Annotated in this window: 21 protein-coding genes and 1 tRNA gene; 4 read left to right on the top strand and 18 right to left on the bottom strand. The window is 66.1% G+C overall.

Going from position 1 to position 22,146, the window contains the following annotated elements; all coding sequences use genetic code 11:
• Positions 1-18: 18 nt before the first annotated feature.
• From pafA to AOP75_RS08800, 6 genes are read right to left on the bottom strand one after another with little or no spacing between them, the layout of a single operon-like run.
• Positions 19-1,389 (bottom strand): Pup--protein ligase, encoded by a 1,371-nt coding sequence (pafA, locus tag AOP75_RS08825; RefSeq protein WP_062078648.1) that lies wholly within the window; start codon positions 1,387-1,389, stop codon positions 19-21.
• A 47-nt stretch (positions 1,390-1,436) separates the two neighbouring features.
• Positions 1,437-1,616, bottom strand: a complete 180-nt coding sequence (locus AOP75_RS08820) for a ubiquitin-like protein Pup (RefSeq protein WP_062078646.1) — start codon at positions 1,614-1,616, stop codon at positions 1,437-1,439.
• A 9-nt stretch (positions 1,617-1,625) separates the two neighbouring features.
• Positions 1,626-3,167 carry a depupylase/deamidase Dop gene (gene dop, locus AOP75_RS08815; RefSeq protein WP_062078644.1) on the bottom strand — a complete coding sequence of 514 codons (1,542 nt, stop codon included), beginning with the start codon at positions 3,165-3,167 and terminating at the stop codon, positions 1,626-1,628.
• 2 nt (positions 3,168-3,169) lie between these two features.
• Positions 3,170-4,579, bottom strand: a complete 1,410-nt coding sequence (gene arc / locus AOP75_RS08810; RefSeq protein WP_062078642.1) for a proteasome ATPase — start codon at positions 4,577-4,579, stop codon at positions 3,170-3,172.
• Positions 4,580-5,569 carry a tRNA (adenine-N1)-methyltransferase gene (locus AOP75_RS08805; RefSeq protein ID WP_062078640.1) on the bottom strand — a complete coding sequence of 330 codons (990 nt, stop codon included), beginning with the start codon at positions 5,567-5,569 and terminating at the stop codon, positions 4,580-4,582.
• 19 nt (positions 5,570-5,588) lie between these two features.
• Positions 5,589-6,731, bottom strand: coding sequence for a site-2 protease family protein (locus tag AOP75_RS08800; RefSeq protein WP_152650036.1), 1,143 nt, complete (start codon positions 6,729-6,731; stop codon positions 5,589-5,591).
• A 60-nt stretch (positions 6,732-6,791) separates the two neighbouring features.
• On the opposite strand from AOP75_RS08800, the gene AOP75_RS08795 reads away from it, so the two are divergent.
• A complete protein-coding gene (locus AOP75_RS08795; RefSeq protein WP_062078636.1) occupies positions 6,792-7,634 on the top strand; it encodes a RecB family exonuclease in 843 nt (280 codons plus the stop codon).
• Here the strand turns inward: AOP75_RS08795 and AOP75_RS08790 are convergent.
• Entirely contained in the window at positions 7,631-8,320 is a 690-nt protein-coding gene (locus tag AOP75_RS08790; RefSeq protein WP_236683132.1) for an HAD family hydrolase, read from the bottom strand. The genes AOP75_RS08795 and AOP75_RS08790 overlap by 4 nt on opposite strands.
• Before the next feature lie 24 nt (positions 8,321-8,344).
• On the opposite strand from AOP75_RS08790, the gene AOP75_RS08785 reads away from it, so the two are divergent.
• Entirely contained in the window at positions 8,345-9,211 is an 867-nt protein-coding gene (locus tag AOP75_RS08785; protein WP_062078635.1) for a PAC2 family protein, read from the top strand.
• Positions 9,212-9,307: 96 nt separating this feature from the next.
• Here AOP75_RS08785 and AOP75_RS08780 read toward each other — a convergent pair whose 3' ends face one another.
• Positions 9,308-10,168, bottom strand: a complete 861-nt coding sequence (locus AOP75_RS08780; RefSeq protein ID WP_062078928.1) for an undecaprenyl-diphosphate phosphatase — start codon at positions 10,166-10,168, stop codon at positions 9,308-9,310.
• A gap of 68 nt (positions 10,169-10,236) precedes the next feature.
• Between AOP75_RS08780 and AOP75_RS08775 the strand changes: the two genes are divergently transcribed.
• Positions 10,237-11,199, top strand: a complete 963-nt coding sequence (locus AOP75_RS08775) for an aldo/keto reductase (RefSeq protein ID WP_062078633.1) — start codon at positions 10,237-10,239, stop codon at positions 11,197-11,199.
• A gap of 15 nt (positions 11,200-11,214) precedes the next feature.
• Here the strand turns inward: AOP75_RS08775 and AOP75_RS08770 are convergent, their stop codons facing one another.
• Entirely contained in the window at positions 11,215-11,502 is a 288-nt protein-coding gene (locus tag AOP75_RS08770) for a hypothetical protein (RefSeq protein WP_062078631.1), read from the bottom strand.
• A gap of 42 nt (positions 11,503-11,544) precedes the next feature.
• Here AOP75_RS08770 and AOP75_RS08765 point away from each other — a divergent pair, with 42 nt between their 5' ends.
• The gene (locus tag AOP75_RS08765; protein ID WP_236683131.1) at positions 11,545-11,796 is read left to right on the top strand and encodes a DUF5703 family protein; all 252 of its coding nucleotides are present in this window, start codon (positions 11,545-11,547) and stop codon (positions 11,794-11,796) included.
• Positions 11,797-11,805: 9 nt separating this feature from the next.
• Here the strand turns inward: AOP75_RS08765 and AOP75_RS08760 are convergent, their stop codons facing one another.
• The 9 genes from AOP75_RS08760 to AOP75_RS08725 form a co-directional block, all read right to left on the bottom strand.
• Positions 11,806-13,101, bottom strand: coding sequence for a M20/M25/M40 family metallo-hydrolase (locus AOP75_RS08760; RefSeq protein ID WP_062078629.1), 1,296 nt, complete (start codon positions 13,099-13,101; stop codon positions 11,806-11,808).
• Between the two features lie 83 nt (positions 13,102-13,184).
• The gene (locus AOP75_RS12755) at positions 13,185-13,331 is read right to left on the bottom strand and encodes a GPGG-motif small membrane protein (RefSeq protein ID WP_169746250.1); all 147 of its coding nucleotides are present in this window, start codon (positions 13,329-13,331) and stop codon (positions 13,185-13,187) included.
• Between the two features lie 234 nt (positions 13,332-13,565).
• A tRNA-Leu gene (locus AOP75_RS08755) sits at positions 13,566-13,654 on the bottom strand.
• Between the two features lie 91 nt (positions 13,655-13,745).
• The gene (locus tag AOP75_RS08750; protein ID WP_062078627.1) at positions 13,746-17,132 is read right to left on the bottom strand and encodes an error-prone DNA polymerase; all 3,387 of its coding nucleotides are present in this window, start codon (positions 17,130-17,132) and stop codon (positions 13,746-13,748) included.
• Positions 17,125-18,822: a DNA polymerase Y family protein gene (locus tag AOP75_RS08745; protein WP_083966864.1), complete on the bottom strand. Its 1,698-nt coding sequence runs from the start codon at positions 18,820-18,822 to the stop codon at positions 17,125-17,127. Before AOP75_RS08745 ends, AOP75_RS08750 begins: the two co-directional genes overlap by 8 nt.
• Positions 18,819-19,523 carry a DnaE2-dependent mutagenesis accessory factor ImuA' gene (gene imuA' / locus AOP75_RS08740; protein ID WP_152650035.1) on the bottom strand — a complete coding sequence of 235 codons (705 nt, stop codon included), beginning with the start codon at positions 19,521-19,523 and terminating at the stop codon, positions 18,819-18,821. The genes AOP75_RS08745 and imuA' overlap by 4 nt, the downstream gene beginning before the upstream one ends.
• Positions 19,524-19,632: 109 nt before the next feature.
• A complete protein-coding gene (locus tag AOP75_RS08735) occupies positions 19,633-20,424 on the bottom strand; it encodes a TrmH family RNA methyltransferase (protein ID WP_062078621.1) in 792 nt (263 codons plus the stop codon).
• A 162-nt stretch (positions 20,425-20,586) separates the two neighbouring features.
• Entirely contained in the window at positions 20,587-21,663 is a 1,077-nt protein-coding gene (locus AOP75_RS08730) for an SPFH domain-containing protein (RefSeq protein ID WP_062078619.1), read from the bottom strand.
• Between the two features lie 4 nt (positions 21,664-21,667).
• The gene (locus tag AOP75_RS08725) at positions 21,668-22,108 is read right to left on the bottom strand and encodes an NfeD family protein (RefSeq protein WP_062078617.1); all 441 of its coding nucleotides are present in this window, start codon (positions 22,106-22,108) and stop codon (positions 21,668-21,670) included.
• Between the last annotated feature and the right edge of the window lie 38 nt (positions 22,109-22,146).

Genomic DNA, 22,146 nt, shown 5'->3' with positions numbered 1-22,146 from the left:
GAGCAATCCTACCCGCCGCTAACCGCCCAGGTGCTCCAAGAGCGTCTCCACGCGCGCGTCTTCCGTACGGAAAGGGTCCTTGAGCAAGATCGTCTGGTGGGCGCCCGTGAGTTTGAGGTGGACCCAGTCGACCGTGAAGTCCTGGCCCGACTCGATGGCTGCCGTCACAAACTGTCCGCGCAAGCGCGCCCTGGTGGTCTGTGGTGCCTGAGTTGTCGCGCGAGCGATCCTGGCATCGTCGACCACGCGTGTGACCAGCCCCTGCTCGACCAACTTGAAGTACAGGCCGCGCTGTGGCGACACATCATGAAAGGCGAGCTCGAGCCGCGCGAGCCGCGGATCGTCAAGGCCGCATCCCAGTTTGTCGCGGTATCGCGTCACGAGGCGGTGCTTGATCGCCCAATCGAGCTCAGTCTCGACGAGCGCGAAGTTTTGCTCCCGCACCGCACGGATACCGCGGTCCCACAGGTCGAGAATCCGGGCGACCTCGTCGGTCGCTTCGATCACGCCGCCAACATTGGCGCGCACGACGTCCAAGTAGGTCTGCTGAATGTCGACCGCTGTCAGGCGCCGGCCGTCGGCCAACTCCACGGTGGCGCGCCCGGACATGTCGTGCGCGACCGCACGGATGGCCTGCATCTCATTGGCGAGCGTGACATCCGGCAACCTGACGTGGGCCTCCATGAGGCGCAGCATGAGGTCGGTTGCGCCAACCTTGAGCAGGGTCGTGGGTTCGGCCATCGTGGAGTCGCCCACGATCACGTGCATGCGACGGTACAACTCGGCGTTGGCGTGCGGTTCGTCGCGCGTGTTGATCATGGGGCGTGAGCGCGTTGTGGCCGAGCTCAGGCCCTCCCACATGTGGTCGGCACGGGGCGAGAAACTGAAATGTGCTCCGTCAGGCGTGCGGGTGATGCACCCCGCACCGGTAACGATCTGACGGGTAATGAGGAACGGCAGGAGCGCTGACGCGAAAGCACGGAAGTCCGCGCGGCGACGCACCAGGTAGTTCTCGTGGCAGCCGTAACTGTTGCCGGCGGAATCCGTGTTGTTCTTGTACAGGTGGATTGTGCCGTCGATGCCCGCGTCCGCCAAGCGACGTTCGCCGTCGGCAATGAGGTCGTGGACGATCCGCTCGCCCGCCTTGTCCGACGCGATGAGGTCGGTCAAACTATCGCATTCCGCAGTGGCGTACTCCGGGTGCGCGCCCACGTCGATGTACAAGCGCGAAGCGTTGGGCAGGAACACGTTTGACGACCGCCCCCACTCCACGACGGAGCGGAAGAGGTGGCCCGCGACCTCTTCCGGTGTGATCGCGCGCCCTTGAGGCGCGTCGAGGTGCAGTCCAAACTCCGTCTCGAGGCCAAAGATGCGCCGGTGCGCGGGCACGTTGAGCGGTTCAGGAGCCTCGCTGCCGGTGACGATGGCGGACGAGGCTACTGCCCTCCCTTTTGCACAAAGGAACGCACGAACTGCTCGGCATTGACCTGAAGACTGTCGTCAATTTCGTCGAGGAGACTGTCCAGCGCGTCGGTGTTCTCCGCCTTCGCGGGCGCGACCGCGGGCTCGGGAGCGTCGTCCTCGTAGGGCTGTCCGGAAGCGTGAGTCTGAGGCATGGCGCCAGTCTAGACCGCGCCCGTTGGCCGGGGTGAGGCCAGTGCGTCAATCACTGGATGGGAACTGGCGTGGGGGTCGTCCAGGTGCACTACCTCTAGCTCCCCGTGTGCCGTAGGTCGATCAATGACGACGGACGACCAGCCTGCGGCATCGACGAGCTCAGGACGAAGCGCGATCAGCCGAGCGCGGACCGCCGCACGCGTGTCTCGCGGCGCGCGCGCCACAGCCGAGGCGACCGCGGAGTCATCGGTGAGCCGCGTCACCTGGCCCGCGGCGAGGAGTTTCGCAGCCCAGCCATCTCCCAGCCGGCTCCACTGCAGGTCAAGCGCGGCGAGGCGGGCATCGGCCCACTCCACAAGCTCCTGTGTCCCGTCTGGGTGCACAGTGGCGTGGCGCTCGCGAAGCCGGCCAAGTAACTGGAGTTTGGCCACCCACTCCACGTCCTTGGCCGCAGAGAACGGATCGCGCGCCAACGCGTCGAGCACACGCTCCCAATGGGCCAGCACGGTGTGGTCTGCGGCATCCGCGGCGTACTCCCGGCAGATTGCCAGCAGGGCGCGTTGGATCTCGAGAGCCGTCGCGCTCTCCCCCGAGGCCAACGGCACACTCGCACGCAGGCTGAGGTCATGCGAGACGGTGTGTACGGCGGGCACCGGGTCAGCAAGCACGAGGCTGTCGAGGCGTTCATCTCCGGCCTCGATCGCTGACAGCACGAGCGCCGTGGTGCCCATCTTCAACAGGGTGGGCACTTCGAAGCAATTGGCGTCGCCAATGATCACGTGCAGTCGCCGCCACTGCGAACGGTCAGCATGGGGCTCATCGCGCGTGTTGATGATGGGGCGTCGGAGCGTGGTCTCGAGACCCACCTCCGCCTCCATGTAGTCGGCACGCTGCGAGATTTGGAAGCCGTCGTGCTCACCGCGTTGCCCCAGACCCACGCGTCCCGCGCCAGTCATCACTTGGCGCGTGACCAGGTGGGGCGTCAACCACGTCGCCAACTGCTCGAAGTCCACGTCGCGCCGGATCAGGAAGTTCTCGTGCGTCCCATAGGACGCGCCCTTGCCGTCAACGTTGTTCTTGTACAGCGCGAGCGGAAGTCCCTCGGTCTCCGTGTACTGCCGGGCCGCGGCTAGAGCGATCGCGTCGCCAGCAGCGTCCCACAGCACGGCGTCGCGGGCATTGGTGACCTCAGGCCCCGAGTACTCAGGGTGGGCGTGGTCGACGTAAAACCGCGCGCCATTGCTCAGAACGGCGTTGAGGTGCGCGGGATCCTCCCAGGACCCACGGCGCTTGCGCAGGCTCACGCCGCCGGCCTGCCCGTCGAACTCGGGAGCATCAGTGAGCATGTCGGGGTGCGCCTGCGCACGCGCGCGCCGGTGACCGCGCTGGTCCTGCAGGGGGTCCTCGCCGCCATAGTCCCAACGCGCCGTGTGCTCGCCCGCCCAGGTCCGGCACGCCTCCACGAGGCGCGAGGACATCAGGATGGGGTTGGCCTGCGGCCGCGCGGGATCCGCGATGCCGTACTCGGTCTCGATGCCGCAGATGCGCACGGCTACGCCTCGCGCAGGTGGGAGCCCGCGACCGCGCGAGCCTCGGCGATCTCGGCCTCGCACGCGGCATCGATGTGCGCAGTCGAGATGCCCCGCTGCCCGCCGGCGATGACGGCCTTAATGGCATGCGTCTTCGCGCGATCAACGACGTTGCGAATCAGCGCACCGGACATGTATTGGGCGTTGCCGGGATCGGCATACAGTCGACCGACGGCGTGATCGGCAAGGTCCTTCACGGCGCGCTGCGTGTCGCCGTTTGCTGGCTCAGTGACCGAGGGCGCGAGCGGCAACTCGGGCGTGAGGTACTTCGAGAAGATGTCGCGCGCAGAGGCCGCGTCAGGGCGGGAGATCTCGATCTTGACGTCGAGGCGGCCCGGACGCAAGATCGCTGGGTCGATCATGTCCTCGCGGTTGGAAGCTCCGATAACGATGACGTTGCCGAGCTGCTCGACTCCGTCCAGTTCGGTCAGCAACTGCGGCACGATGGTCGTCTCCATATCGGAACTGACACCGGTGCCACGCGAGCGGAAGAGCGCCTCCATCTCGTCGAAGAAGACCACGACCGGGGAGCCCGTGGAGGCCTTGGCGCGGGCGCGCTCAAAGATAGTGCGGATGTAGCGTTCGGTCTCGCCCACGTACTTGTTCAGCAGTTCCGGGCCCTTGACGGACAGAAAGTATGAGCGGTCCGTGCCCACGGCATCGGCCAGGGAATGAGCGACTGCCTTAGCGATCAGGGTCTTGCCGCATCCCGGCGGGCCGTACAACAGCAGGCCGCGCGGCGGGTTCAGCGCGTGCTCGACGTACAGGTCGGGGTGACGCAACGGCAGCTCGATCGCGTCGCGGATCCGGTCGATCTGCGCGCGCAAGCCTCCGATCGAATCAAAGTCCACATCAGGGACTTCCTCGAGCAGCAGTGCCTCCACTCCGGAGCGATCAATGCGCTCAGACGCGAAGCCGGTGCGCGGATCGATGATGACCGTGTCGCCTTCATGCAACCGCGAGTGCGCGTTGCCGCCGATGAGGCGCACGACCCGCTCGTCCTCGCCCCGAGACACCACGAGCGCACGCTCGTCGTCGAGAACCTCCCGCACCAGGGCGCCCTGCCCCGTGCGTTCCGGGTCAGCGCCACCGACGATGACACTCATTGGATTCAGCAGGACCTCATCCCCTGGCTCAAGCGTCACGTCGAGGTCAGGCATGACGCCCACGCGCATGCGCCGGCCGTTGCTGACCACATCCGCGTGTTCACCGACCTGTTGCACAAAGGTCGCGAACGTGTGGGGTGGGGCCGATGCCTCGGCGAGCTTCGCACGCATCTCACCCATCGCTTCACGCGAGGCTTCCAAGAGGCGTTGGAGCTCCGCGTTGCGCGCCTGCAGCGCGGCGATACGGTCCTGGCCTTCGCTGACCATCTACTCCTGCTCCTCACTGGCGCGGGTCGCGGTGACGTCGCGTCGCACGCGCCGAATCTTCTTGTCAGACACTGACCGTTCTCCCAGGTCCTCTGGCGTCCACTCGGCCTCGGTGGGGTACGAGCCCTTCGCCGGCCTGCGCTTGCGCAACGGCGCCTGCACACCCGGCGCCATGGCGCGCGCGGTGAGCAAGAAACCGGTGTGGCCAATCATGCGGTGGTCGGGCCGCACCGCCAGTCCCTCGAGGTGCCACGTACGCACCATCGACTCCCACGCCTGCGGTTCGGTGTAACCACCGTGACTACGCAGATCTTCCGCAAGCCGCGACAGTTGGGTGGTGGTCGCGACGTACGCGAGCAGCACGCCGCCCGGAGCCAGGGCATCGGCCGCAGCGTCGATGTTTTCCCACGGCGCGAGCATGTCCAACACGATCCTGTCGACCGGACCGTCGGCGGCCACCTCGCCCACGCGTTCGGCAAAGTCACCGACCTTGAGGTCCCACGCCGGATGGGCCCCACCAAAGTGGTTCTCGACATTGGCTCGCGCGATGTCCGCGAAGTCCTCGCGGCGCTCGATCGACGTCAAGGAACCACCGTCGCCAACGGCGCGCAGCAAGGACATCGTGAGCGCACCGGAGCCGACGCCCGCCTCGACCACGCGTGCCCCAGGGTAGATGTCCGCCATCTGGATGATTTGCCCGGAGTCCTTGGGATAAATGACGGCGGCGCCGCGCGGCATCGACATCACGTAGTCGCTAAGAAGTGGGCGCAGGACCAGGTAGTCGTAGCCGGCAGTGTTGGTCACCACCGCGCCTTCTGGACCGCCAATGATGTCGTCGTGGCTGAACTGTCCGCGGTGGGTGTGAAAGACCTTGCCCGGTTCCAAGATGATGGTGTGGTGGCGGCCCTTGGCGTCGGTGAGTTGCACGCGGTCACCGGCACGCAGCGGTCCGCGGCGCTCGTTCGCGCCCGTGGGAGGGGTGGATGTCATGCCACCAGTCTAGGGCGCACTATTCCAGGCTCTTCAGCACGTCCTGAAGGCGCAGCACGCCCGCGTAGACCCCCTCGCGGATCACGACCAGCGCATCGGCCGTTCCCCACCACTGCTGGACGGCTGCGATCGCCCCGTCCGTGCCGTCGGCCGCGTCGATCTGCGCGCCGCGCGGAAGCGGCATGGTCACGGACATCAACGTGGTCGACTCGCGGTCCTCCTCGGGCACGGCGTCGAGCATCGCAACGGGAAAGTGCCCGGCCGCATGGTGGTCTGGTGTGAGCACAATGACCTCGCCAGCGTCGTGGTGGGACACCACCTCACGTGCGTGCGCGACGCTGGCCGTGTGCGGCAGCGCAATGGCCGGCACCATGACCCTCGTCACGTCGAATCGCTCCCTCGCAGCAAACGCGTCTGCGGCTTTGAGTGCCTGAGAAGCCGCGGGCCACAAAATGATGAAGATCAGCCCAGCCCATGCGAAGTCGAAGACTGCCGGCGCGCTCCCGCGCAGGAGTGGCACGCCAATCACCCACAGGACAAAGCCGACGGCGACCACCCGTCCGCCCCAGGCCGCGACCCTCATGCCGCGATGGCGCGAACCGGTCACGGCCCACACCACGGCCTCGAGCACTCGCCCGCCGTCCATGGGAATACCGGGCAAGGCGTTGAACGCGGCCAAGACCACGTTGGACCACACGATCCACTGCAGCGTCGCAAACAGCCACACCTCGCCCGTGATGCGGTCGACGAGGGAGACGTCGACCCATCCAGCCCACATCGGCAACGCTGCGACGGCGGCGATGGCCAAGTTCGCGACCGGACCGGAGGCGGATGTCACCCCGCTGACCGTGGGCGTCAGCCCTCGTGCGTCGTACGTCGTATGCCCGCCCCACAGCGTGATGACCACCTCGTTGACACGCCGGCCGAACGCCCGGGCGGTCGCGGCGTGAGCGAGCTCGTGAAGAAAGACCGACACGAACAACACGATGGCGAACAGCAACCCCAGCGAGAACGTCCTGCGGTTCAGCTCGCCCCCACCGTTGGTACTGAAGAGCACGGCCAGGAGCAGCAACATCAGGATCGTTGACGGCTGGATGACGAGCCTGGCACCGAACAGGTGGCCAAACGTGATGCCGCGAGTGCGCGGTTGTTCCGAGGTCATGGCGACCACGGTAGACGGTCGCGGGGACGCTGTGTCACCGTCGGCTTCTACGCTAGGACCATGGCCAGCCGTCGCTCCCCCGCCTTGTCCCCTTCCCGCGCCGGGGACTTTCGTCAGTGCCCGTACATGTACCGCCTGCGAGTCATCGACCGCATCCCCGAGCCGCCCTCATCCGCCGCGACCCTCGGGACGCTCGTTCACGCGGTGCTCGAGCACCTGTTTGACCGACCGGCTGCCGAACGCACCCCGGAGGTCGCCATCGCAATGTTGGAGCCACAGTGGGACGCGATGCTCGCACGCGACCCTGAGCTCGCCGGCCTTCACGCCGATGACGCAGCCCTCGCGTCGTGGCTGGAGGATGGACGCACCCGCCTGAAGACCTATTTCACGATGGAGAATCCGCAAAGGCTGGAGCCCGACGCTCGCGAAGAGTTCGTCGAGTTTGCCCTGCCCGATGGCCCCCTCCTGCGCGGGTTCGTCGACCGCGTCGACGTCGCCCCCGACGGTTCGATCCGGATCATCGACTACAAGACCGGCAAGACTCCGCTGCCGCAGTACGGTCACAAAGAGAAGTTTCAGATGAAGTTCTACGCGCTACTGGTCGAAAGGCTACGCGGGCGCCGGCCGGCCCTCCTTCAACTGCTGTTCCTCAAGGACGGCGGCACATTGGTCTTGCGTCCCACCAAAGAAGACGTCGACCTCATCGAACATGAGGTCCGCGAACTGTGGGATGAGATCATCGCCGCTGCATCGACGGGGACCTTCCGCACCAAGAAATCCAAGTTGTGTGGCTGGTGCAGCTTCCAGGCTCTGTGCCCCGAGTTCGGGGGCACGGCCCCAGCGCTTGAGGCCGATGCCGTGGAACGCGCGCTTGGGGTCCGCCCTGCTGCGGCGCCGAGCTAGACGGAGTCGCCCAACTCGTCAATGACCTCGCCTGCTGCGACACGACGCACGGTGTCGACGTCCCAGCCCGCGAGAGATCGCACGCGGCTGAGGCCCGGGCGCGGCTCGATCGGTGTGAGACGGCGAATCCCCACGCTCTTGGCGCCCGAGGCCCAGGCTGCCGTGACGCCCGCAGGAGAATCCTCGAAAGCGACGCAGCGCTCAATGTCAACGCCAAGTTCGGTCGCCGCAGTCAGAAAGGCCTCGGGGTCGGGCTTGCCGTGGCGGACCCGGTCCCCCGTCACCACCACCGCGAATGCGTCCGGCACCGCTGCCACGAGCGCCTCCGCCAACGGCGTGTAGGACATCGTCACCAACGCGCACGGAATGCCCGCGCTCACTGTCGCGTCCAACAGTGCCCGGGCATCGGCCTGCCACGGCACGCTCGCCAGGACCTGCTCGCGCACCCTCCACAGCAGCGCGCCGATGATCTCGTCGTCACTCATGTCGACGCCCCGCTCACGCAACACGGCGGCGGACACAGGGAGCGGATTGCCGACGAGCTGCAGGCCATCATCGTGGCTCCACGGCACACCAAAGCGCCGTGCAAGCTCGGTCTCAGCCGCAATCCAATAGGGCTCAGAGTCGATCAGGGTGCCGTCCATGTCCCACAGCACGGCTTGAGGAGAAGAGGGGTGCGCAGTCACGGTCCACGAGTCTAGGCTGGCGGGATGACTCCTGACGATCTCACCGCCGCGCTCGGCCCCGACGAGTCCGTGATGATCGCTGCTTTTGAAGGTTGGAACGACGCAGGGTCCTCCGCCTCAGCCGCGCTCGATCACCTTGCGACTACGTGGGGTGCGCGCGAACATGCCGCCATAGACCCGGAGGAGTATCACGACTTCCAGGTGTCACGTCCGACGATCACTCGCGGACCTGACGGCGAGCGAGTGATGTCATGGCCGGGAACGCTAATCTCAACAGCGGCGCTCGAAGGCGCACCGGAGGTCACGATCGTGCGCGGCATCGAACCGTCCATGCGGTGGCGTTCGTTCAGCCGCGAGATTCTGGATCACGCAGAGAACCTTGGGGTGAGCACGCTCATTACGTGCGGAGCGCTGCTCGTCGATGTGCCTCACACACGGCCCCTGCCCACCTTTGTCACCTCTGAGCAGGAAGCGGCTCGAGCCCGTTTTGGCCTGGACCGCTCGGACTACGAAGGTCCCACCGGGATCGTTGGCGTGCTTGGGCATGAGGCTCAGCACCGCGGCATCACGGTGCTGAGCCTGTGGGTCGGCGTGCCCCACTACATCGCGCATCCGCCCAGCCCCAAGGCGACGGCTGCGTTGCTGGTGCAGCTGGAACGCCTCCTCAACACGTCGATCGACCTAGGTGACCTCGTCGAGGAAGCCGATGCCTGGGTCAGGGGCGCCGACGAGCTCGCCTCTGAGGATGAAGAGATTGCCGATCACGTCGAGCAACTGGAAGCCCTCATGGACGAGACGAGTCTGCCTGAGGCCTCAGGTGAGGCGATCGCGGCGGAGTTTGAACGGTTCCTGCGCCGGCGCGACGACGGCGGTCCCAAGCGCACCGACTGACCGGCCAGGGGTCGTTCCCGCTGACCGCCGGCTGCGGTGACCCACGCGGGCCCCGCGTTCGACGCGGCGTTGCCCGTGCCGACCCAGCACTCCCGGTTACAGCGCCGGTATGACGCTCGCTCCCAGCAGCGCGACGATCAGCGCGGCCAGACCCAAGCGGTACCAGACGAACGGCCAGAACGTGTGGTGCGTGATGAGCTTCAGGAACCACACGATCACCACGTAGCCCACGGCGAACGCCACGATCGTGGCGATCACCGTGTTGACTGCGCCCGGCCCACCGGCGGCGGTCAGTTCGTCCGCGTTCGTGACGAGTTCCAGACCAGCAGAGCCCAGCACCGCAGGGATGGCAAGCAGGAACGAGTACCGCGCCGCGGCCTCACGCGTCAGGCCCAGCAGCAGTCCCATCGAGATGGTGCCGCCCGAGCGTGACACGCCGGGAATCAGGGCCATCGCCTGCGCCAAGCCCAGCAGGATCGCATCCTTGCTCGTCAGGGTCTCGAGCTCACGTTGCTTGCGACCAACTTTGTCGGCGACGCCAAGAACGATGCCAAAGATCGCGAGCATCGCGGCCGTGAGGTAGAGGTTGCGCAAGTGGCCTTCGATGAAGTCCTGGAACAAGAAGCCGAGCACCACAATGGGCACGGAGCCGAGGATCACCCACCAGCCCATGCGGGCATCGGCATTGTGCGCCCCAAAGCGCGCCGCCCGGGAAGTGCCGTCTTTACCGGCAAGGGCCCTCACCCAGGAACTGATGATGCGCGCGATGTCCTTGCGGAAGTACAACAGCACTGCGGCCTCTGTGCCGAGCTGAATGATCGCGGTGAACGCAGCGCCGGGGTCTGCGCCGTGAGGCAACAGCGGGCCAATCACGCGGATGTGCGCACTCGACGAAATGGGCAAGAACTCCGTGATGCCCTGCACGAGGCCCAGGATGACCGCTTCCCACCAACTCATGTCGGCAAGGCTAGCGCCCGCGCGTCGCACCCACGTCACGGCGCGCCCCACCGGTAGCGTCGCCAAGTATGGAACGTAGGAGGGTGGGCCGCAGCGGCCTCGAGGTGTCCAGGCTGGCATTGGGCACCATGACGTGGTCTCGCGACACGAGCGCAGACGAGGCAGGCGCCCAACTCGACTTGTTCCTCAACGCTGGCGGAACGCTCCTGGACACGGCCGCTTCCTACGCCGACGGTGGGTCGGAGGCCACGATTGGCGCGATGCTTGGCGGCACCGTCAACCGCCATGAAGTGCAGATCTGCACCAAGGCCGGCATTCGCCGCACCGCGCGCGGGGGCATGATCGATGCCTCGCGCGACTCCATGCTCGCCGCGCTCGACGCGTCGCTTGAGCGCCTTCAGACGGACTACGTCGACGTCTGGCTCGTTCATGCCTTCGACGCGGCGACGCCGCTGGAGGAGACGCTGCATGCGTTGGAGATCGCGGTGAACTCGGGCCGCGCCCGCTACGTCGGGGTATCCAACTTCCCAGCCTGGGCGATGACGCGCATCGCGACACTCGCGAGTGGCCGACCTGCAGTCGCGCTCAGCCAGTGCGAGTACTCGCTTCTGCAACGCGGGGTGGAGCGAGAGGTGCTCCCCGCGATCGAGGCGCTCGGCATGGGATTTATGGGGTGGTCGCCCCTGGGCCGCGGCGTCTTGACCGGCAAGTACATGGATGCGATTCCCGCGGATTCGCGCGCGGCGTCCGACCACTTGGCCGGATTCGTGGAGCCCTACCTCGGGGATGGTGCCTCCGCGGTGACCCACGCGTTGGCCACCGCCGCCGAAGGTCTGGCGTGGAGCATGCAGGCAACGGCGCTCGCGTGGGTCCTGTCACGCGAAGCCGTCTCATCGACAGTCGTCGGCGCTCGCACCGCAGACCAACTCAAGCCTTCACTCGTGGCTGCCACGCAGGCGCTTCCCACCGCCATCGGAGACGCGCTCGACGAAATCTCTGCGCCGAGCATCGGCTATCCCGAGCGGAGGTGACGCGATGACGGCCAGCTACCGACTCAGATCGAAGTCGTCCAGGTCGTCGTCCAACGCGTCTTCGTTCTCTTCCGCATGCCCGTCGAGCGTGCCCTCGTCGTACTCCTCATCGATGACGAGCGGGACGCCCTCGGCGAACTCCTGGTCGAGCGCTTCCTCATACGCGAGGAACGCCGTCGCCAGCGCCTCGTACGCGTCATCGACGGCCGCGTCGTCGTCCGAGCGGCGCGTCGAAACTGCCTCGAGGTGCTCCTCGAAGGCGGCGGTCAAGCGGCGCAGTGCGTCGCGTGCATCAACGCTCATATTCACGACGATAACCGCGAACGCGTTTCAATGGGAGGTGTGATGTTCTCGAACAACGAGCAGGCCCACACGGTGACACCCACCAAACGGCCAGTTCCGCGCTCCAAGAACTACGAGTGGCGCGTGATCGAGATCCCCCGCGGGATGAGCCGCGCAGACGCCCGGTCGATGCTCACCGAGCAGGCCGAGTACGGCAGGTGGGAACTGGCAAGGTCGCAGATCCTCATGGGTGGCGCGCGTCGCGTGTGGCTCAAGCGGCGCACCATGCGCCTGCAGCGCACCGACGCCGCGTGAGCGTCGCCGTCAGCAGTCGCTGAGGAAGTTCACCAGTACTCGGGTGCCAAAATGCAGGCTCTCGACCGGGATGCGCTCGTCGATGCCGTGAAACAGTGAAGGAAAGTCGAGCTCCGGCGGCAACATGAGCGGAGCAAAGCCGTACCCGGTGATACCAAGCGCTGCGAGGTGCTTATTGTCCGTGCCGCCCATGAGTGAGTACGGGAGCACGGGCGCCCCCGGGTCTTCGATGCCGAGAGCCTGAATCATCTTGTCGACCAGCGGAACCTCGAACGGCGCCTCGAGGCTGCGCTCGGTGATGTAGGGCTCCACCTTCACGTGGGTGCCAGCGAGCTCCTCAATGGTGCGGAGCACCTGCTCCTGTTGGCCAGGGAGGTACCTGGTGTCGACGTAGCCAACCGCATGGTCCGGCACCACATTCGTCTTATACCCGGCGTCCATCATCGTCGGGTTGGACGTATTGCGAATGGACGCGTCGATCATGGGTGCCATCGCGCCCAGGCCGGCGACGAGCTTGGAGATACAGTCGTGAGTGGGCTCGTACTCGATGCCCTCGAGGTCCGCGACGCCGCGCAGGAGGTGCTCCACCGTGGGCGTGACGTCCACGTCCCATTCGTGGGCGGCAATACGCTGCAGCGCTCCCGCCAGGTGCGCGACGGCGTTGTCGGTGTGGACCAAGGATCCGTGGCCCTGCTTGCCCGTGGCGATGAGCTTGAGCCATTGGATGCCCTTCTCCGCCGTCTGGACCAGGTATGCGCGCTGGCCGTTGACGTATGCGCTGAAGCCGCCGACCTCGGAGATCGCTTCGCTTGCCCCGGCAAAGTCCTCGGGGTGGTTCTCGACCATCCACTTGGCACCGCGATGGCCGCCGTGTTCCTCGTCCGCGAAGAACGCGAGGATGATGTCACGCGGCGGCTGCACACCCGCCTCGATCATCTGCGCAACGGCAGCGAGGATCATGGCGTCCATGTTCTTCATGTCCACGGCGCCGCGACCATACAGAAGCCCGTCCTTGATCTCCGCGCCGAAGGGATCGACAGACCAGTCTTCCGCGAAGGCTGGCACCACATCGAGGTGTCCATGGACCACGAGGGCGTCGCGTGCCGGGTCGGCGCCCTTCCACCGGGCGACAACCGAGGCCCGGCCGGGCTGCGCCTCACGGATGGTCGGCTCAAGTCCCAGGTCACTCAGCAACGCGGCGACATAGTCAGCGGCGGCGCGCTCGCCTGGACCGGGCTCGTCACCATAGTTGGAAGTGTCGATGCGGATGAGGTCCTGGCACACAGAAACGACGTCGAGGCTCATACGATCAGGCTAACGCCCAATCTGTACGAGCCTCGACGAAGGTGCTGTGGGGCGGGGCGCGCGTCACCGTGCGCCCGCGCCCACTACGGGTTGAAGATGCTGACTCCTGCAGGTCCGATCAGGAAAGCAGCGACGATGAGGATGGCGCCCCATAGAAAGTCGCGCTGAATGAGTCGGATCACACCGATGATGCCGACGATGACTGCAATGATCCACAAGACGGTTGCCATGAGGGGTACTCCTTGTGCGTATACGAGCCAGTACTACTTCGGACATCACCCATAACACTGCGCCTTGCCTCAGGTATTCCCCCTGGTGTTTGAGTGGTCCACGCCGAGGTGGCTGTCGCCAGGGCCGCGCCGGGCCGATGCCGGGGCTGGATTGAGGTGTGGTGACGGCTAGGGGCGCAGTGGCGCGGGCCGTGAAACGGAAGAAGGGCCGGAGCATGTGCTCCGGCCCTTCCGTGGTGTCCGAGGGGGGACTTGAACCCCCACGCCCTAAAACGGGCACTAGCACCTCAAGCTAGCGCGTCTGCCAATTCCGCCACCCGGACGGGGTGTCTGGTTCGCTCTTGCGAGCGGCTCAGCGAGAAGAAACTCTAGCACGCGTTTTGACCTGCAATGAACCCCGTGATGGGTTGATGCTCATCGGAAGTCGCGACTCTTCGCTGGTACTGCCAGCGACATGGGCGCCAGATGTTCGGCCACGAGGTTCGTCGCGCCGTCTGCGCGTTCGATTCTGCCCCGAATGACCAGCGCCGGCGACCTGCGCGCCACCGCCTGGAAACGCTTCCACACCCCGACCGAACAGATCACGTTGAGAAATCCCGTCTCATCCTCCAACGAGATAAAGGTCACTCCCCTAGCTGTCCCTGGCCTTTGCCGGTGAGTCACCACCCCAGCCACCGTGACGCGCCGCTCGGCCTCGTGAGCCAGCACCTGCGCGACCGTCAGCACGCCCTGCGCCTGCAGGCCCTCGCGCACAAACACCGTGGGATAGCTGTCCACGGACACGCCCGACGCCCAGACATCGGCTACCGCCTCCTCCACGACGCTCATGCCAGGAAGCATCGGCGCCTCGACACCAGGCACTGCATCAGGCAGGGTGTCCGGCCCCTCCTTGGAGAGCGCCCCCGCAGCCCACAGCCCTTCACGACGCGTCACACCCAAGGACTCCAGCGCCCCTGACGTCGCCAGCGCCTCCCATTGAGCAACGGTCAGGCCCTTGGCGGGAGCGATTCCCGCCTGGCCAGACACTCCCGCAGGCCGCACGCGGACTCGGCGTGCCATGTCCGTGAGCGACGCGAAGGCGCCATCTTTGCGTGCCTCGACGATGGCGGCTGCCGCGTCTTTGCCGAGGGATTTGATGGAGGCCAGCCCCATGCGGACGGCAAGCGTGCGGTCGACGCGACTGAGTCGAGCCATGTCCTCGCGTGTCTCTTGCGGGGCATCGAACGGGCTCGCGAGGCGTTCCACCGTTGCGAGGACGTCTGACTTTTCGACACACGGACGGAGCACCACCTGCCCGTGGCGGCGCGCGTCCGCTGCCAACGACTGAGGGCTGTAGAACCCCATGGGCTGGGCTGCGAGCAGTCCCGCATAAAACGCCGCTGGCTGGTGCACCTTGAGCCAACTTGAGGCGTACACCAGGTACGCAAAGGAATACGAGTGCGACTCGGGGAAGCCAAAGTCGGAGAACGCCTTGAGTTTGTCGAAAATCTGCGTCGCGACGTCCGCCGTGATGCCGTTCTCGTGGGCACCAATCATGAACCGCGCACGCAACTTCTCCATGCGTTCGGGACTACGTTTGGACCCCATTGCACGGCGAAGCTGATCCGCCAGCGCGCCGTCGAACCCCGCACAGTCCATCGCCATCTGCATGAGTTGCTCTTGGAACAGCGGAACGCCCAAGGTCTTCCCGAGCGACTTCTCGAGCAGGGGGTGGAGATACGTCACTGGCTCACGCCCTCTGGCCCGGGAAATGTAGGGGTGCACTGAGCCTCCCTGGATGGGGCCGGGCCTGATCAGCGCTACCTCGATCACAATGTCGTAGAAGCGCCGTGGCCGTAGTCGCGGCAGGGTCGCCATCTGTGCGCGCGACTCGACCTGGAACACCCCCACGGTGTCGGCCGCGCACAAGAGGTCGTAGACCGCCGGGTCTTCTTGGGGAAGGCCGTGCAGGCCCAGTTCAATGCCTTGGCTGCCTCGGATAAAGGTGAAGGCGTACTTGAGTGCCGACAGCATGCCAAGTCCCAACAGGTCGAACTTCACGAGGCCAGCATCCGCGCAGTCGTCCTTATCCCATTGCAAGACGGTGCGACCAGGCATGCGCGCCCACTCAACAGGGCAGACGTCGATGACGGGACGGTCACACAGGACCATGCCACCTGGGTGAATGCCCAGGTGCCGCGGGAGACGCATCAACCGCTCTGCGAGGTCAACGACCGGCTCAGGGATATGGTCAATGTCTTGACTGGGAGGGGGTTCAGGCCACGTCGCATCGCGTTGAGTCGCCGCCCATTCCTGAGCTGTGGCCTGCGGAGCCCTAAGCGTCCCCCACCTGTCAATGCCCTTTGACCACGCGTCCTGCTGACCCACGTCGTAGCCGAGCGCCTTCGCGGCATCCCTCACAGCCGAACGCGGTCGGTACTGAATGACGTTGGCCACCATGGCCGCGTTGATGCGACCAAAGCGGCGGAAGACGTACTGGATCACCTCTTCGCGCCGGTCGGACTCGATATCGACGTCAATGTCTGGCGGCCCGTCGCGTTCGGGCGCAAGAAAGCGCTCAAACAGCAGCCCGTGAGTCACCGCATCCACCGCCGTCACTCCCAGGGCAAAGCACACTGCGGAGTTAGCGGCCGAGCCTCTCCCCTGGCACAAAATGTCGGATTCACGACAGAAGTTCACGATGTCGTGGACGATGAGGAAGTAGCCGGGAAAATCGAGTGCCTCAATCACATTGAGTTCATGCTCGAGTTGGCGCCAGGCGCCTGGCACTCGCTCATCGTGCGGTGGACCGTAGCGGGCGTACGCACCCCGCCGGACCAACTCACGTAGCCACGATGCCTCCGTGTGGCCCTCAGGCACTGGGTACGGGGGTAGGTGGGGAGCGACCAGCTGAAGATCGAAGGCACATTCGGCCGCCAACCGCGCGGACGTCGTCACGGCATCCGGGTGTCGCCTGTGCCTCGCCATCATCTCTTGCGGTGAACGCAGGTGTCCACCGCCGCCGCCTGGCAACCAACCGTCCATGTCGTCCAGGGATGACCGGGACCTGACCGCAGCCATGGCGGCGGCGAGGTCTGCGTCACGCTCGGTCGCGTAGTGAGCGTTCGTGGTGGCTACCAGAGGCAGTTGGGCATCGAAGGCAAGGTCGGCAAGGGCGTCGTTGCGTTCAGAATCGAAGGGATCCCCGTGGTCGGTGATCTCGACAGCCACGTTGTCGCGACCAAAAAGAGAGGTCAAAATACCGAGCTGTGTGCGGGCAGCACTGAAGCCCAGCGCTGTCACGGCCCCGCTGAGCGCCCGCGCGCCCGGCACTCCCACGCCGGCGAGGGCGCGCCTCACGGCCCCCTTGCGGCACCCGGTCAATACAAGGAACTCGCCCCGGCCAGCGGCCGCAAGGTCCTCAAGCGTATAGCGTGCCAGCCCTTTCTCCCCGGTCGCCAGGTGGGCCATGCCGATCGCATGGGACAGTCGCGCGTACCCGGCTGCTCCACGCGCCAAGACAAGCAGATGGCTGCCGCGCGGGTCTGGTCGCCCCGAAGGCGGATCAAGCACCGGCGGCCCGCCTGCCACCTCTGGGGCGCCAAGGTGGAGTTCGGCGCCAAAGACTGCCGGCAAATCAATGGCCCGGGCCGCATTCGCAGTGCGCACGGCCCCGTAAAGGCCGTCATGGTCCGTGACGGCGATGGCACTCAGCCCCAGACGCCCGGCTTCCGCGACCATCTCTTCCGGGTGGCTGGCGCCGTCAAGAAAGCTGAAGGCGCTGTGAGCGTGGAGTTCGGCGTACGCGGCACGATCAGTCATAGACAGCCTCCAACCACCACTGACTGCCGCTGTACGCCGCCAGAATCGCTAATACCGAGCCGTCGTCGCCGTCGCGCACAATGATCTGCACATAGGCCCGCCGGGATGCGTCCTCCGACCACCATCGCTCCACCATGGGCCACGGCCCCGCCCAGGCCTCCACCGGTCGCGGCGGCCCCCAGGTGGGGCCCTGGCCTACGTGCCCGGCCGAGGGGTGCCTCAAGGTAGCCGCATGGCGCGCGCCACCCGGCTCCGCCTGGAGTCGCACCCATGTGGGTGAGGCACTCACGCCTAGACGCTTGCCCACGACAATCGCGGACCCGCCGGCGTCCAGCACTTCCATAGGTTCCGCCATGGGCAACACCGTCGCGGGCGCGGGTTCCGGGATCCTGCCCGGCCACGGGTGCTCTATCTTGCGCATTGACCTGACCTCCTGCCCCCACGGCACCGTCAACATCCGGTCGCGAGGAGCACGGCCTCCCTGCTCACGCACCGACAGCACGGCATCGGCCCCCAGCAATGACTGCACCCTTTCCACCGTGCGCTGGGCCCGAGCGTCGGCCCCAGAAGTTCCACCCCACAGGTAGGCCTGCTCATCTCCCAACGCCACCACATCTTGCGCCGTGAGCATCAAGGAGGTCAGCGGCGCAGGCTCCGGACCCGCCGATGTTCCTGACAACCACCCCTCCAGCTGCCACCGCACCCGGTCCGCCATGTGCTTCGAGAACGCTCCTGCGCGAGAACCCACGTCGGTACGCCACACCCGTTCCAGCGTGTCCCCACGTTCGGTGCTGGCCCCGATGCTGACGCGCCCGCACCTGACTCCCGCCGCGAGCAAGGCGGCGTCCAATTCGCCAGCGACGTGGGCAGCAACGGCCGCGAGTTGCTCCACCCGTTGGGCAGGTTCCTCAAACTCGTAGGACACCGCGATGTCCTCTTGCGAACGCCGCAGGACGGGTGGACGGACGTCCTCGCCTCTCCCCACCCGGTAAGCCCAGCGACCCACGTGTCCAAACCTGGCAATCACGTCTCCCAGCGGCAAGGCGGTGAACTCAGCCAGGGTGTGGATGCCCAGCCTCGTCAGCACCCCTGCCAAGTCCTCGACGGCCTCGCGTTGGCGACGCTCCATGGCGGCCAGAGCCAGTGCTGACACGGGCGCGGAAGACAGGAACTCTCGAGACTGCCCGGGAGGGACAAGAGTGGAGTGGCGCGCCGCCATGATGGCCGCCAGCAAGCCATCGGCGGCACCCACCAAAGACTCGTGCTCGCTGAGGTCGGCGACGGAGGCAATCAGCGCCTCCGCCAATGCTTCCTCCGACCCATGAAAACGCGCGGCCCCGTTCGCCGGGATCATCAACAGTCCTGGGCGGGAAATCTCGACGCCAGCCACGACCTCTTCTGCTGCGGCAGCCACCGCCTCGAACTCGCGGGAGTCACGGCCCTCGTCATAGCCCAGCAATGCCACCTCAGGGCAGGCACGCTGCGCGACCCGTTTGGTACTACCTCGGGTCACCCCAGCCGCACGCGCCGCAGCCGACACTGCCGCCAGGCCGCGCCCATGCAGCACAGCCGCCGGGGCATCGGCCCTTAACCCGGCCTCACGCATCGCTGCGGCAACCGGCCAGTCCGGAACCCACAACACCATGCGCCGCGTTGTAGCGACCGGCCCTGCCTGCACTGGCGCGGTCATGCCACGCCCTCACTCACCGCCGCCGTGTGACGGCTCGAGACCCAGCTGAACTCGTTGTCGAGAAGCACCCGCACCCTGCGGGTCGCCGCTTGTCTGCGCCCAGCAATGGCCACGGTGACCTCGCGTTGACGTAGGCGCCCATCCCCTGCCCCCAACCCACTCCAGTCGGTGCGCTCGACGGTAAGCGAGGTATGAGCGCCGGGCCAGCGCCCTGAGGTCACGATGACGCTGCCGCGCTCCTTCGCCCGCGCCGCGAGCCGTCGCCGGTCTCCATCGGACAGCGCCACGGCATCTCCGACCAGCACCACGTCCATGCCGTCAACGCACGCGCCCGCCACCGCCGCCGCCTGCGCACCCGGATGGGGAACAAGCGCCACACGCGCAAGCTCAATTCCACGGCGCGCGGCCGCCACCGCACCCACCGCCGGCATGCCGATCACGGCAGCCCACGAACCCGCGCGTGACCCTTCAGCCACCATCTCCAACATCAGCGACGTGGATCCCGTCACGCGGATGATTTGCCCTCGCACCAGCCCCGCCGGCAGCAGGGATGAAAGCGATGATGACAGCGGCAGCGTGGGAGCAGCCTGGGTGGCTTCGCGCGTCACTCCCCACCGGGCATGCGCGCCCTGGAGGGCGCTGCGCGCAGCAGCTAAACGCTGCTGTTGCGCAGCGCTAGGGGTCGGTGATTCGGTCGACATCGTGCTCCACTGATCATCGCGAGAAACACCCGCGTTCGAACATATGTTCGATTATCTCAGTAGACCCTGACATAGGCCTCCCCGTCAACCGGCGCAGGCGCCGCCTGCCCTAGCGCACCGCCCACAACGCGACAGCAGCCGCGGCGGCGACATTGAGCGAATCCACGCCGCCAGCCATGGGGATGGTCACGACGTCCTGAGCGGCCTCCTGGGCTGCCCGCGTAAGACCATCACCCTCGGCCCCCATGACAATCGCGATCCGCTCGTGGCCGGCGGCCGCAAATTCGTCGAGGCTGACCGCATGGTCACTGAGCGCGAGGGCCGCGACCGCGAACCCCTCCGCTCGCAAGTCAGCCAAAGCCTCAGGCCACCGCTGCGCACGCGTCCACGGAACCTGGAAAACGGTGCCCATGGAGACCTTCACCGCGCGACGGTACAGCGGGTCGGCACACGTGGGTGCGACCAAGATGGCGTCCGCGCCAATACCTGCTGCGGAACGGAAAATCGCACCCACATTGGTGTGATCGACAATGCCCTCGAGCACCACGACCCTACGCGCGTCCTTCACAAGTGCGGCGGGCTCTGCCAAGACGGGCCGATGCATCGCGGCCAGGGCGCCACGGTGCACTTGGTAGCCGGTGACGTTTTCGAGAAGAGACTCTGGAGCGACATACACCGGGGCGTCCACCCCGGCGCGCGTGAGCACCTCCGTGATGCCCGGCTCCCACTTCTCGCTCACGAGCACGGAGCGAGGCTCGTGTCCGGCCGCGAGTGCACGTTCGATCACCTTGGCGCCCTCTGCCATGTACAGGCCACGCTCGGGTTCGAGCGTGCGCCGCAACGCGACGTCCGTGAGGTTGCGGTAGTCGTCCAGGCGCGCATCAGTGGGGTCGGTGATCACGCGCTCATTGTCTCAGCATGCCCCCACCACCGAATATCAACGGCCAGGAACACAGTGAACCCGAAATCCCGCCGTGTATGTACGGCCAGGCGAAGAGTGGAGGCAACACGACGCCCCCGGCGCCATCGCGGCGCCGGGGGCGTGTGAAGATTCGGATCGAGCCTACTGCTGGCCCTTCTCCGCATCTGGGTTGAACGGACGGCCCGAGCGCGTGCCAGCGTCGGTCGCGTCCGAGGTGGCGTCCTCGACCTCCTGGCGAGCCAGGCGCAGCGCCTCGGCCGGGTCTGCGAGGGCAGACGTGATCCGGCTCGAGCGGTCGCTGTCGCGGTCCCTGTCCCGCGTCAGCGGCTCCAGGTCCTCCTCTTGACCAAAGGCCGCGGAGATGGACTTGAGCGCGCCAGTGAACTCGGTGGGGACAAACCACACCTTGTTCGAGTCCGTCTTCGCGATTTCCGGCAGCACCTGCAGGTACTGGTAGGCCAGCAGCTTGGAGTCGGCGTCTCCTTGGTGGATGGCGTCGAAGACCTGCAAGATCGCGCGCGCTTCACCCTCAGCGTTCAGGATGGCCGCCTGCGCCTCACCTTCGGCACGCAAGATGGCCGACTGCTTCTCACCTTCAGCGGTCAGAATCTGCGACTGCTTGACACCTTCAGCGGTCAAGATCGCGGCGCGTCGGTCGCGCTCCGCCCGCATCTGCTTCTCCATCGAGTCCTTGATGGACAGGGGCGGGTCAATCGCCTTGAGCTCCACGCGACCCACGCGGATGCCCCACTTACCAGTCGCCTCGTCCAGCACGCTACGCAGCTGACCATTGATCTGGTCACGGCTGGTGAGCGTCTGCTCCAGGTCCATGGTTCCAATGACGTTACGGATAGTCGTGACGGTCAACTGCTGCATACCGACGATGTAGCTGGCGATCTCATACACCGCTGACTTGGCGTTCGTGACCTGGAAATAGATCACGGTGTCAATCTCGACGTTGAGGTTGTCCGAGGTAATGACGTTTTGCGGCGGGAAGGACACCACCTGCTCACGCAGGTCGACCTTCTGGCGCACCTTGTCGATGAACGGCACCAGCAGGTGCATGCCTGCTTCCATGGTGCGGTTGTACCGTCCGAGCCGTTCCACGACCCGGGCCTCGGTTTGAGGAACAATCTGAATGGCCTTGGCCAGTGCGGAGATCACAAAGATCGCCAGCACCACGGCCACAACCGTGATCACAATCTGTGCAACAGTCATGGGTTCACTCCCCCTTATTCTCTGGTTCGACGATCGCCGTCGCACCCTTGATGTCCACCACGGTCACGTCAGTACCCTCCGTGATGGGTTGCGCATCATCGCGCGTACGAGCCGACCACACTTCACCGGCAAGCTTGATGCGGCCACTGAACTCCGTGACCTGATCCAGTGCCCGTCCTTCTTCACCCACCAGCGCGGCGGAGTTGGTCTCCACCAGCACAGACCGGGCCCGGATGGACTTGAGCAGCCACGGGCGCAACGTGAACAGCATCAGCGCTGCGACCACGCACGCCAGCACCATGCTGACCCAGAAGTCTGCGCCCAGCAATGCGGCTGCACCGCCGGCGAGGGCTCCTGCTGCGAGCATCGCAAAAACTAGGTCGAGCGTGAAGATCTCGACGATTCCCAACACAATGGCTCCGACGAACCACCACAGTGAATCCATGGCCTTCCACCTCCTCTTTCCTGCAACCTAGCAGCGGC

This window comes from Demequina globuliformis (assembly GCF_000975155.1).
Classification (GTDB): Bacteria; Actinomycetota; Actinomycetes; order Actinomycetales; family Demequinaceae; genus Demequina; species Demequina globuliformis.
Note: the sequence above shows the minus strand (reverse complement) of the source record. Positions and strands in the feature narration are given on the sequence as shown.

Bases quoted from the DNA above. Each gene is read 5' to 3' on its own strand.
- AOP75_RS08745 (WP_083966864.1), bottom strand. From the start codon at position 18,822: ATGACCGCGCCAGTGCAGGCAGGGCCGGTCGCTACAACGCGGCGCATG.
- AOP75_RS08805 (WP_062078640.1), bottom strand. From the start codon at position 5,569: ATGACATCCACCCCTCCCACGGGCGCGAACGAGCGCCGCGGACCGCTG.
- AOP75_RS08795 (WP_062078636.1), top strand. From the start codon at position 6,792: ATGGCCAGCCGTCGCTCCCCCGCCTTGTCCCCTTCCCGCGCCGGGGAC.
- AOP75_RS08775 (WP_062078633.1), top strand. From the start codon at position 10,237: ATGGAACGTAGGAGGGTGGGCCGCAGCGGCCTCGAGGTGTCCAGGCTG.
- AOP75_RS08820 (WP_062078646.1), bottom strand. From the start codon at position 1,616: ATGCCTCAGACTCACGCTTCCGGACAGCCCTACGAGGACGACGCTCCC.
- imuA' (WP_152650035.1), bottom strand. From the start codon at position 19,523: ATGTCGACCGAATCACCGACCCCTAGCGCTGCGCAACAGCAGCGTTTA.
- AOP75_RS08800 (WP_152650036.1), bottom strand. From the start codon at position 6,731: ATGACCTCGGAACAACCGCGCACTCGCGGCATCACGTTTGGCCACCTG.
- AOP75_RS08725 (WP_062078617.1), bottom strand. From the start codon at position 22,108: ATGGATTCACTGTGGTGGTTCGTCGGAGCCATTGTGTTGGGAATCGTC.
- AOP75_RS08770 (WP_062078631.1), bottom strand. From the start codon at position 11,502: ATGAGCGTTGATGCACGCGACGCACTGCGCCGCTTGACCGCCGCCTTC.
- AOP75_RS08780 (WP_062078928.1), bottom strand. From the start codon at position 10,168: ATGAGTTGGTGGGAAGCGGTCATCCTGGGCCTCGTGCAGGGCATCACG.
- AOP75_RS12755 (WP_169746250.1), bottom strand. From the start codon at position 13,331: ATGGCAACCGTCTTGTGGATCATTGCAGTCATCGTCGGCATCATCGGT.
- AOP75_RS08760 (WP_062078629.1), bottom strand. From the start codon at position 13,101: ATGAGCCTCGACGTCGTTTCTGTGTGCCAGGACCTCATCCGCATCGAC.
- AOP75_RS08785 (WP_062078635.1), top strand. From the start codon at position 8,345: ATGACTCCTGACGATCTCACCGCCGCGCTCGGCCCCGACGAGTCCGTG.
- arc (WP_062078642.1), bottom strand. From the start codon at position 4,579: ATGGTCAGCGAAGGCCAGGACCGTATCGCCGCGCTGCAGGCGCGCAAC.
- AOP75_RS08730 (WP_062078619.1), bottom strand. From the start codon at position 21,663: ATGACTGTTGCACAGATTGTGATCACGGTTGTGGCCGTGGTGCTGGCG.
- AOP75_RS08750 (WP_062078627.1), bottom strand. From the start codon at position 17,132: ATGACTGATCGTGCCGCGTACGCCGAACTCCACGCTCACAGCGCCTTC.
- AOP75_RS08765 (WP_236683131.1), top strand. From the start codon at position 11,545: ATGTTCTCGAACAACGAGCAGGCCCACACGGTGACACCCACCAAACGG.